Origin of the sequence: Caldicellulosiruptor obsidiansis OB47, assembly GCF_000145215.1 — a bacterium.
In the GTDB taxonomy this organism is placed as follows: Bacteria; Bacillota; Thermoanaerobacteria; order Caldicellulosiruptorales; family Caldicellulosiruptoraceae; genus Caldicellulosiruptor; species Caldicellulosiruptor obsidiansis.
Genome location: NC_014392.1, coordinates 2,521,846 through 2,532,343 on the forward strand (window position 1 = coordinate 2,521,846; position 10,498 = coordinate 2,532,343).

11 protein-coding genes are annotated in these 10,498 nt (G+C 37.3%); 4 read left to right on the forward strand and 7 right to left on the reverse strand.

What is annotated here, in order from left to right; all coding sequences use genetic code 11:
* Position 1 precedes the first annotated feature (1 nt).
* From mnmG to rpmH, 7 genes are all read right to left on the reverse strand, one after another.
* Entirely contained in the window at positions 2-1,885 is a 1,884-nt protein-coding gene (gene mnmG / locus COB47_RS11715) for a tRNA uridine-5-carboxymethylaminomethyl(34) synthesis enzyme MnmG (protein ID WP_013291553.1), read from the reverse strand.
* A gap of 30 nt (positions 1,886-1,915) precedes the next feature.
* The gene (gene mnmE / locus COB47_RS11720; RefSeq protein ID WP_013291554.1) at positions 1,916-3,283 is read right to left on the reverse strand and encodes a tRNA uridine-5-carboxymethylaminomethyl(34) synthesis GTPase MnmE; all 1,368 of its coding nucleotides are present in this window, start codon (positions 3,281-3,283) and stop codon (positions 1,916-1,918) included.
* Between the two features lie 96 nt (positions 3,284-3,379).
* The gene (jag, locus tag COB47_RS11725) at positions 3,380-4,006 is read right to left on the reverse strand and encodes an RNA-binding cell elongation regulator Jag/EloR (protein WP_013291555.1); all 627 of its coding nucleotides are present in this window, start codon (positions 4,004-4,006) and stop codon (positions 3,380-3,382) included.
* Between the two features lie 28 nt (positions 4,007-4,034).
* The gene (locus COB47_RS11730) at positions 4,035-5,060 is read right to left on the reverse strand and encodes a YidC/Oxa1 family membrane protein insertase (RefSeq protein ID WP_013291556.1); all 1,026 of its coding nucleotides are present in this window, start codon (positions 5,058-5,060) and stop codon (positions 4,035-4,037) included.
* A gap of 56 nt (positions 5,061-5,116) precedes the next feature.
* Entirely contained in the window at positions 5,117-5,344 is a 228-nt protein-coding gene (gene yidD, locus COB47_RS11735) for a membrane protein insertion efficiency factor YidD (protein WP_013291557.1), read from the reverse strand.
* A 3-nt stretch (positions 5,345-5,347) separates the two neighbouring features.
* A complete protein-coding gene (gene rnpA, locus COB47_RS11740; protein ID WP_013291558.1) occupies positions 5,348-5,707 on the reverse strand; it encodes a ribonuclease P protein component in 360 nt (119 codons plus the stop codon).
* A 91-nt stretch (positions 5,708-5,798) separates the two neighbouring features.
* Positions 5,799-5,933, reverse strand: a complete 135-nt coding sequence (gene rpmH / locus COB47_RS11745; protein WP_013291559.1) for a 50S ribosomal protein L34 — start codon at positions 5,931-5,933, stop codon at positions 5,799-5,801.
* 264 nt (positions 5,934-6,197) lie between these two features.
* Between rpmH and COB47_RS11750 the strand changes: the two genes are divergently transcribed.
* The 4 genes from COB47_RS11750 to COB47_RS11765 are packed head-to-tail and all read left to right on the forward strand — an operon-like array spanning position 6,198 to position 10,165.
* Positions 6,198-7,670 (forward strand): spore germination protein, encoded by a 1,473-nt coding sequence (locus tag COB47_RS11750; RefSeq protein WP_013291560.1) that lies wholly within the window; start codon positions 6,198-6,200, stop codon positions 7,668-7,670.
* Positions 7,671-7,692: 22 nt separating this feature from the next.
* Entirely contained in the window at positions 7,693-8,799 is a 1,107-nt protein-coding gene (locus COB47_RS11755) for a GerAB/ArcD/ProY family transporter (RefSeq protein WP_013291561.1), read from the forward strand.
* Positions 8,796-9,917, forward strand: coding sequence for a Ger(x)C family spore germination protein (locus COB47_RS11760; protein WP_013291562.1), 1,122 nt, complete (start codon positions 8,796-8,798; stop codon positions 9,915-9,917). The genes COB47_RS11755 and COB47_RS11760 overlap by 4 nt, the downstream gene beginning before the upstream one ends.
* Positions 9,918-9,943: 26 nt before the next feature.
* A complete protein-coding gene (locus COB47_RS11765; protein WP_013291563.1) occupies positions 9,944-10,165 on the forward strand; it encodes a hypothetical protein in 222 nt (73 codons plus the stop codon).
* Positions 10,166-10,498: the final 333 nt, after the last annotated feature.

Sequence of the window (10,498 nt, forward strand, 5' to 3'; positions counted from 1 at the left end):
ATCATTTTGTATCCCTTTTTACAGATTCAAGCCAGATAAGAAGAACAGAGATATCTGCGGGCGACACACCAGAAATTCTTGACGCTTGGCCAATTGAAGCTGGTCTTATTTGTGAGAGTTTTTGTTTTGCCTCTGTTGAAAGACCAAGTATTTGGCTATAGTCAACCCAGTCAGGTATCTTTTTATTTTCAAGTTTTTTGAACTGTTCAACCTGAGCAAGCTGTTTTTTGATATATCCTTCATATTTTATCTCAATCTCAACCTCATCTTTTACATACCATGGAAGGTCCGGTCTTGCAGGGTCAATATCTTTCAGGTCTTCATATGAAAGTTCGGGTCTTTTTAAAAGATCAGAAAGTTTAACACCTGTTGTAATAGGCGATGAACCTTTTCCCAGCAAAAGCTTATTTACTTTCTCGCTTGGTGCTATCACAGTATTTTTTACCCTGTTTATCTCATCTTCTATCATCTTTTTCTTTTGCAAAAACTTTTCGTACCTTTGCGAAGATACAAGGCCAATTTTATATCCTATCTCAGTAAGGCGCAGATCTGCGTTGTCCTGTCTTAAAATCAGTCTGTACTCGGCTCTTGATGTCATGATTCGGTATGGCTCGTTTGTCCCTTTTGTCACAAGGTCGTCTATCAACACTCCAATGTAAGCTTGTGACCTGTCCAAGACAAGCATTTCTTTACCCTTGACATACATTGCAGCGTTAATTCCGGCAATTATTCCCTGAGCAGCTGCTTCTTCATAGCCTGATGTTCCATTTATTTGACCTGCAGAAAAAAGACCTTTTATCTTCTTAAACTGTAGCGTAGGTTCAAGCTGAAGCGGGTTTATGCAGTCATACTCTATAGCATATGCTGGTCGCATTATCTTGACATTTTCAAGTCCTATCACACTTCTGTACATCTTGATCTGCACATCTTCGGGCAATGATGTTGACATCCCCTGAACATACATCTCATCAGTGTCAAGACCTGTAGGTTCAATAAACACCTGGTGTCTTGGCTTGTCTGCAAACCTCACAATTTTATCTTCAATCGAAGGACAGTATCGCGGTCCAACACCAGAAATAAGTCCTGTAAAAAGCGGTGCCCTGTGAAGGTTTTCCCTTATTATCCTATGAGTCTCTTCTGTAGTGTATGTCAGATAGCAAGGCACTTGCTCAATATTGAAACTATCTTCATTTTCAAACGAAAACGGCAAAGGTCTTAAATCTCCCGGCTGAATTTGCATCTTTGAAAAGTCCAAAGACTTTCTGTGAACACGCGCAGGTGTTCCTGTTTTGAACCTCATCATCTCAATGCCAAGCTTTTTGAGGTTTTCTGTGAGATACCTTGCTGGATGCATACCGTCCGGCCCACCATCGTAAACCGTCTCGCCTATGATAATCCTTCCACCAAGGAAAGTGCCTGTTGCAAGCACCACCGCTTTTGCCAGAAAAATTGCACCTGTTGTTATCTTTACACCCTTTACCCTTCCATCTCTAACTAAAACCTCGCACACCTCGCCCTGGCGAACATCAAGGTTTTCTTGACTTTCAAGCACTCTTTTCATATAGAGCCTGTAGCGGCTTCTATCACACTGGGCTCTTAAAGAATACACCGCAGGACCTTTTGCTCTATTTAAAATTCTTACCTGGATGGCTGTTGCATCAGCAGCTTTTCCCATCTCACCGCCAAGCGCGTCTATCTCACGTACCAAGTGCCCTTTGCCAGTTCCGCCAATGCTCGGGTTGCACGGCATGTTGCCAATCGAGTCCAAGTTTATTGCAAATATTATGGTTTTAAGACCAAGCCGAGCAGATGCAAGAGCAGCTTCAATCCCAGCATGACCTGCACCCACCACCGCAACGTCGTACTCACCTGCAACAAATTCCATAATCTTAAGCCCTACCCCCTTTTTAAAATCTCATTTTCCTATGCAAAACATTGAAAATATCCTGTCCACCATGTCCTCTGTGACGTTTTTACCGGTAATCTGATACAAGTTCTCAAGCGCGTTTTTGATGTCAATTGAAAGAATGTCAAGAGGCACGCTGAAAATGTTCGCCTTTGCTGAGAGTAAAAACTCCTTTGCCTTTAAAAGAAGCTCTTTGTGGCGAAGGTTTGTTATAAGAACGCTATCAAACGCTTCAATGTTTTGACTTAAAACCTCATGTGCTATAGCTTTTTCAACAAGCTCTAAGTTCTTGTCATGTTCAACAGAGATGAAAATCCCTTCCTTGCCAAAAATTCTTTTGATGTCATCCTGCGAAACTTTTACTTCCCTATCTATCTTGTTTACAAGAACAACAAACCTCTTGTCCTTTATTGTCTCAAAAATTTCTAAGTCTTCCTGCAAAATACCGCTTGACTCCACCATGAATAGCACAAGGTCAGCTCTTTCAATGCTCTTTAAAGTCCTCTCAACACCAATTTTTTCAACAACATCTTCTGTTCTTCTCACTCCTGCAGTATCAGCAAGGATTATCGGAAGCCCTTCAATGTCTAAAACTTCTTCAATCACATCGCGTGTTGTGCCAGGTATATCTGTCACAATCGCCTTTTCTTCTTTCAACAGCCTGTTGAGAAGAGAAGACTTGCCAACGTTCGGTCTTCCAACTATTACAGTGTATATTCCGCTCTTTATTGCTTTTCCTGTTTCATACGATTTTATAAGTTTTTCTATCTTCGCCAGCGCATCATCTATTGTGCTCAAAATTTCATCGTGCGAAACCTCGTCAACCTCATGTTCTGAAAAATCTATTGACGCTTCAATGGTTGCAACCAGATTCAAAAGAAGCTGAGAAATCTCTTCAATTCTCTGGCTTAGCATCCCTTTTAACTGCTTTGCAGCGTTTTGTTGCAAAAGCTTTGTCTTTGAATTTATTATATCTATCACAGCTTCAGCTTGAGACAGGTCAATCTTGCCGTTTAAAAAGGCTCGTTTTGTAAACTCTCCCGGCATGGCATGGCGTGCACCATTTTTGATTGCAGCCTCTAAAATTCTTTTTAAAACAACCATGCCACCATGACTTTGAATCTCAACAACATCTTCGCCTGTATATGAGCGGGGGGACTTAAATTTAATCAAAATAGCTTCATCCACAAACTCATCGCCATCATACACATCAACAAGTGCAGCATACCTTACAGGGATATCATGGATGCTTTTGTATTTTCTGCTCTTTACAAGCTTTCCTGCAACATCGTATGCGTCTTTCCCTGATATTCTTACAATTCCTATCCCGCCTGTACCAACAGGTGTTGAAATTGCAACAATTGTGTCAAACTCCATCTTTTACTTTCCCCTCTTTTATTATAAAACTTTACAAAATACAAACAAAGCAGGGCAAAAGTGTTTTTACCCTGCTTTTCAAAGCTTTTAACACATCTATTTTAATGTAATGACAACCTTTCTGTACGGCTCCTCACCCTCTGAGTATGTTGTGACAAACTTGTGGTTTTGCAAAGTGGTGTGTATAATTCTTCTCTCATATGGAGTCATGGGTCTGAGCTTAATACTCTTTTTACTTCTTGCCACTTTATCCGCAAGCGACAGTGCAAGCTTCTTAAGCCGTTCCTCTTTTCTTTTTCTGAAATTCTGACAGTCAAGAAGAATTCTCACAGTCTCCTCCTCTGACACTCCTCTGTTAACAACAACACCTGTCAAAAACTGAAGAGCATCAAGCACCTCGCCATCCTTGCCAATAAGCTTAAACGTATTTTTCCCAAAAAGATTTACTTTTATGAACTCTCCATCTCTTACCATATTCATCCTGTCAATTTTGACGTCCATATTAGCAAACACACTTTTCAAAAACTCTTCAATCTTCTCTTCTGGCGTCTGCTTTGCAATCACTTTTACCCTTGCTGGCCGAGCGCCAATTATTCCCAGAATTCCTTTCGACCCCTCATCAATTACCACAATTTCAGCTTTATCGCGGGTAATTCCAAGCTCTTTTAAAGCAAGGTCAACTGCCTCATCCACCGTCTTTGCAGTTTTTTCTACCCATTTCATAAAAATTTCTCCTCCGCACAAGAAATTTTTACTTCTTCTTTTTCTTACCAGTTCTGTGCTGGCCAGAAATTTGTTGTTTAAGTTTCTCAAGCTCTCTTTTTCTCTCCCTCTCCCGCTCATCTTTTTCAGAATTTTCAGCTTTTAACTCATCACTGCTACTCTCATCTTCTGAACCTATGCTTTCTTCCTTTGGCTCAATCTCCTGCATTTTTTGTGCCTGTTTTTCGAGCTGTTTTTTCTTCTCTTCTTCCTCTTTCTTGTGTTTCAGTTTTTTGTACACAACCTCATTTGCTACAAACTGCTGCAGGATTGTAAAAAGGTTTGTAACAGTCCAGTAAAGCACAAGACCAGATGGAACTTGAAGCGCAATAAAATAAGACATAAGAGGGCTGATTATCATAAAACTTCTGTTCATGCTTTCAGCCATAGCATTTGACTGCGATTGAGAATACTGTGGATTGAACTTTTTCTGACTGTTTGATGAAAACCATACTGAAAGAAGCATAGTTGCAGCACTCAAAATTGGAAGAACTAACAGCTCTTTTTTTGCAAGGTTTATCCCCAAAAAATGCATGTCAAGTCCGAGCTTCTGTGCTTCATCAACTATTCTTTGCGTAATACCATACCCTGTTGCTCCTGTTACAAGATCTCTTACATATTGATGTGATTTGCCAAGCACATAAACAAGTGGATTTTGGAAAACATAATACAGCGAAAAAAGTATAGGCATCTGAATCAAAAGAGGCCAGCACCCAGCTGCAGGATTGTAACCTGTTTCCTGGTACAGTTTTAGCATTTCTTCCTGAAGCTTTTTCTGGTCATTTTTATACTTTTGCTGTATCTCCTGAAGTCTTGGAGCAACTTCTGCCATCTTAGACATAGAGTGAATTTGTTTTATATACAAAGGAAGAAGAAGCCCTCTTACTATCAATGTAAGAAGTATTACAGCAATACCGTAACTTCCTGGAATGTGTGCACCATGCAAAAAATCATATATTAACTTCAACAGTCTTCCAAGAGGAATTGCCAAAAAGTCAAGCCATGTCGGGTTCAAAATTACTTTCCTCCTCTAATTTTCTAACTTTTTATTTCAATTTCAAATTATTATCTCTACTTCACAGGATCATATCCACCGGGATGAAATGGATGGCACTTTACAATCCTCTTCAATCCCATCCACAGCCCGTAAAACCCATACTTTTCAATTGCCTGTAGTGTGTACTCTGAACATGTCGGGTAAAACCTGCAGCTTGGCACAACCTTTAGCGGTGATATAAACTTCTGATAAAATCTTATCAAAAATTTTAATGTTAGTAAAATATATTTTTTTACTCTCATCTTTCATTCCTCTTTCAAAAGCCTCAGTCTTTTAAAAGCCCTTTCAAGGTCATCCCTGTAGTCTTTCAAATGTATCTCTCTTGCTTTTATTTTATCATCTTTTATCTTTCTTGCAATCACTACAATGTCAAATCCCTGCTTGATTTTATCCATGTTTTCTAAAATCCATGCCCGCACAATCCTTTTAAACCGATTTCGTGCCGTTGCCTTACCAAGTTTTGCAGACATCGAAATCCCAAACCTGCTAATTGAAAGCCCGTTTTTCAATGAATACACAACAACCTTCTCCTGCGCCGCAAACCTTCCTCTTCTTATACATGCTTCAAACTCCTCGTTTTTTTTGAGAGTTACATACCTGTTCATTCACTTCTTTCCTCGTTACTATATTTTCTTATTATAACCTCTTCTTTTTTTAAGCAAAAAGACCACTTTTTAGCTCTAAAGTGGTCTTCCTCTACACTGCAAGTCTCTTTCTACCTTTCAGTCTTCTTCTTTTTAAAACCTTTCTTCCGCCTTTTGTTCTCATTCTTACCAAAAATCCGTGAGTTCTTTTTCTTCTCTTGTTATGAGGCTGGTATGTTCTTTTCATATTCTGCCCTCCTCCCTACAAAAAAGTTTCTGCCGCATACTATTTTTACCCTTCAGTATACCAGTAAAACAAATTTTATTATACTCCAAATCATGCAAAAAAGTCAAAGGGTTGTTTTTGCTGTTTATTAATTTTCTTTTCATTACCATTATATTTTTTCAGTCTCTTGTTAAAGAATTATATCACTTTTCAAAGTTACTTGCATATTATTTTTCCCTGTTGAGCAAAATTAGTATCAGAAAAAGCATCTTGCTGGAGAAAAAGATGAAAAAATCTTCTGGTTCGAACTCAATCACATCATCCTATGACCAGAACATTCAAAACATCAGGGATGAGTTTGGAAATTTCAGCGACCTCATAATAAGAGAGTTCAAAATAGGCCCAAGCAACATAAGAGCTTTTCTTGTCATGATAGATGGGCTTGTTGACAAGATGGTGATAAACGAGCATATCTTAAAACCTCTTATGAGGGATATTAACATTTACAAAAAGGACCAACCTACTTGTCAAGAGGTTTACACGCTCATCAAAGAAAACATTCTATACAGCCACTGCATAACAGAAGAGAAAGACTGGGCAAAGACAGTACATTGTATATTGTGTGGGGATGTTGCACTTTTCATTGACGGCATAGACAGATGTCTTTTGATATCTGTGCGCGGGTGGGAATCCCGTGGAATTGAGGAGCCAAATACAGAAGTTGTTGTAAGAGGACCAAGGGAAGGTTTTACCGAAAACTTAAGAACAAACACAGCACTAATCAGAAGGAAGATACGCGACCCAAAACTTAAGATTGAGTCAATTAAGATTGGAAAAATATCAAAAACAGATGTGGCGATATGCTATATCGAATCAATTGCAAAAAAAGAACTTGTAGATGAGGTAAAAAGACGCCTCGAAAAGATTGATATGGAATACATCCTCGAATCAGGATATATAGAATCTTTTATAGAAGACGGCAAGTATTCAATCTTTCCAACTGTCGGAAACTCAGAAAAACCTGACGTGGTTGTGGGAAAACTTATGGAAGGAAGGGTTGCAATACTTGTTGACGGAACACCTTTTGCTCTAACCGCCCCATACCTTTTTGTTGAAGCTTTCCAGACAAGTGAGGATTACTATTCAAGACCATACTACTACAGCATTGTCAGGCTCTTGAGATACTTTTCATTCTTTGTATCAACAACCCTGCCGGCACTATACATTGCAGTGACAACATTTCACCAGGAACTTTTGCCAACATCGCTTTTAATCAGCATTGCAAGTGCTCAGGCAGGAATACCTTTTCCATCGTTTGTAGAAACATTTACAATGCTTACAATTTATGAAATATTAAAAGAAGCAGGTGTGAGACTTCCAAGACCAGTCGGTCAGGCAATCTCTATTGTTGGTGCTCTTGTGATTGGTGAGGCAGCAGTATCAGCTGGACTCATCGGTGCTCCGATGGTTGTAACTGTTGCTTTAACTGCGATATCTACTTTTATGATCCCTGCAATCTCGGATACAGCTACAATTATAAGGTTTGCGTGTGTTGTTATGTCTGCCATATGTGGGCTTTACGGAATAATGCTTGTGTGGATTTTATTATTTATTCACCTTTGCAGTTTAAAATCATTTGGAGTAAACTACCTTGCACCTATAGCTCCAACTGTTGTACATGATCTCAAAGACGTGTTTATAAGACTTCCATGGAAAATCCTAAAAAAACGACCTATTACTTTAAACAAAAATTTTTAAAGTTAGGTGGTAGAAAACTAAAATGTCAAATTCCAGGATTTCATATTCACAGTTTTTGTGTCTATTTTTTGTCAATAGAATAGTAATGGTTCTAACATTTTTGCCAATATTTAATGCACCGCCAAAAAATCAAGATGTCTGGCTTTCGGTTGTGTTCATGTATCCTTTTTCCATTTTAGCATCACTGCCCCTGATCTATCTTTGCTCAATGTTCCCGAACCAGACCTTTACAAGCATTTTGAACATCATCTTTGGAAGAGCATCAACAATTTTCACGGTGCTTTACATCTGGTTTTTCTTTCACATCACAGCAATCCAGCTTGCACAGTTTGTTGAATTCATGGCAACAGCTGTTTTGCCTGAAACACCAATTCTCTTTTTTATAGTGACAATGCTGATTGTCTGTATATATGCACTTCAAAAAGGAATAGAGCCTTTGGCAAGATTTTCTCAGATAACAACATTTATAACTTTGTTCAGCTTTGCAATTATCATGATAATCTCCATCAGGTTTTTTGACTTTTCAAGCTTAAAACCAATTTTTGAAAAAAATATTTCACATCCAATAGTTGGCGGCATATACCTATGTTCTCTGAGCTCTGAAATAATTACGATTGGAATGATAAACCCGTATATTGTAAAAAATAAAAACAGCATATTAAAGGACATGACAAAAACAATTGCGCTGGCTTTCTTGCTGGTTGATATATTTTATCTTGCAATTACAGTACTTGTACTTTCCCTTTTTGGCTATACTCAGGCAAGCAGGCTCTCGTTTCCATTTTATTCTGCCATTAAGGTGTTGAGCGTAGCAGAGTTTCTTGAAAGGTTTGAATCACTTCACATGGCTGTATGGATAATGGGTATATTTCTTAAAACAACATATTTTATGTATATTCTTTTGATAGTCATCCAGGAGCTGAGAAATACAGCAGACAATTTTGCATATGCAATTCCTTTTGCCTGCGTGCTTGCACCTTTTGTTTTCTATATAATCCCTGACTTTTTATCTCTTGACAGGTTCATGAGCTACAGGTATTTTACTCTGTACTCATACCTTTTCATATTTTTCATACCGCTTTTTACTCTCATATTTGCAAAAATAAAGTTGAGGTTGAAAAAGAGATGAAAAAGTTTGCAGCTGCTTTAGTACTACTTTTAATACCAGTTTTTCTGACAGGTTGCTGGAACAGGAAAGAACTAAATGATATTTTGATTGTCCAAGCAGTTGGAATTGACAAAAACAAAAGTGGAGATTTTAAGCTCACTTATCAGGTATTAAAACCAAAGGTGCTTAAAAATCCGACAAACTTGCCATCCAGTTCTCAGCAAAAAGGAGTGTGGTGTTTTTCATCAACAGGCAAAACTATATTTGATTCTATTAGAAATGCAACACTTTCATCAAACAAAAAACTTTTCTTTTCTCATAATAAAATAATAGTTATTAGCAGCAAAATAGCTACTAATGGAATTAAAGATATTCTTGATATGTTTCTCCGTGATCAGGAAATGAGATCAGATGCTTACCTTATAGTTACGTCGCAGGATATAGAAAAGTTTTTAGATACCACTTCTCCTATAGAATCAATACCTGCAAAAGAACTCGAAAATGTAATAAAGAACTACTTTGCAAACGCCAAAACATTCCCTGTAAAGCTATATGAATTTCAAAAGATGTCAATGTCAAAGTCAAAAACTGCAGTTGTTCCTTTTGTCACCACAAAATCACCTCTCAAACAATTTTCTCAAACACAAATGTTTTATGTAGAAAAAATGGCCATTTTCAATAATTACAAGCTTGTAGGGTATCTTACACATGAGGAGATGAGAGGACTTTTATGGGTATTTGACAAGGTAAGAAGCGGAATATATCCTATAAAATTACGCGAGGGACTATTTTCCCTTGAGCTTATACAAAGTAGCACCATCATCGATGTCAAAAGAAAAGACGGCAAAGCTTTTTTTACTCTGCAGATAATTACCGAGTCAAACTTGGGAGAAAAACATTTAAATTCTTCTATCTCAAGTTCTTTAATGGTAAAAATAAAAAAAGAGCTCAGCAGATCTATCAAAAACGACATTCAGAAGACAGTGAAAAAATCGTTTGAACTCAAATGCGACATTCTGCACCTTGGCGATATTTATTATTCTTCATACAAAGAACATTTAAAGTTCGACAAAAACTCTATTTCAGTTTCGATTGTGGTAAAACCATTTATAAGGCGATTTGGCATGATGAAGGAATAAAATATTGAAAAAGGAGATGAAACAGGATGATGAACATTGTATTTATAGTTTTTGTATATTCAATCCTTTTTGCAATTGAATACTATATCTTAAAAAGAAGATATCTTCAAAAAGAGATGTTTTTTACAAGTTTTTTGATTCTTACAGGATTCATTCTCAGTCTCATCTTGAACATCAAGAAAAATGTTCCAAACCCCCACGTGCTGATTGAAAAAATCTTTGACAAACTATTTCCTTTATTTATGTAAACATCAGATTAAAAAACTCTTCACATCACTCCATAAAATTATCCACAGCACAAACATTATGTTTACCTGACTATCTAAAACCCTTTTTTTCTGCAATTCTTTTTAAACAGCAAAACTTCAAATAGTCAACCATCGTTAATCAAGATATCCACATGTGAAAATCTGATTTCAATAAATTTAATTCACAAAAATAATCCACATATCCACAATTTTTATCCACAGATTTTTAACAGGGTGTAGACAAACTATTCGCTGTGGAAAATTTGATTCTCAAAATATATTTTCTTATTGATGTGGATAATTTTTTTGGTATATTTAATAGTGCTTTTGAAA

Excerpts from the sequence above, each read along its gene's own strand:
- mnmG (WP_013291553.1), bottom strand. The coding sequence starts at position 1,885 with ATGGAATTTGTTGCAGGTGAGTACGACGTTGCGGTGGTGGGTGCAGGT.
- mnmE (WP_013291554.1), bottom strand. The coding sequence starts at position 3,283 with ATGGAGTTTGACACAATTGTTGCAATTTCAACACCTGTTGGTACAGGC.
- jag (WP_013291555.1), bottom strand. The coding sequence starts at position 4,006 with ATGAAATGGGTAGAAAAAACTGCAAAGACGGTGGATGAGGCAGTTGAC.
- yidD (WP_013291557.1), bottom strand. The coding sequence starts at position 5,344 with ATGAGAGTAAAAAAATATATTTTACTAACATTAAAATTTTTGATAAGA.
- rnpA (WP_013291558.1), bottom strand. The coding sequence starts at position 5,707 with ATGAACAGGTATGTAACTCTCAAAAAAAACGAGGAGTTTGAAGCATGT.
- rpmH (WP_013291559.1), bottom strand. The coding sequence starts at position 5,933 with ATGAAAAGAACATACCAGCCTCATAACAAGAGAAGAAAAAGAACTCAC.
- COB47_RS11750 (WP_013291560.1), top strand. The coding sequence starts at position 6,198 with ATGAAAAAATCTTCTGGTTCGAACTCAATCACATCATCCTATGACCAG.
- COB47_RS11755 (WP_013291561.1), top strand. The coding sequence starts at position 7,693 with ATGTCAAATTCCAGGATTTCATATTCACAGTTTTTGTGTCTATTTTTT.
- COB47_RS11760 (WP_013291562.1), top strand. The coding sequence starts at position 8,796 with ATGAAAAAGTTTGCAGCTGCTTTAGTACTACTTTTAATACCAGTTTTT.
- COB47_RS11765 (WP_013291563.1), top strand. The coding sequence starts at position 9,944 with ATGATGAACATTGTATTTATAGTTTTTGTATATTCAATCCTTTTTGCA.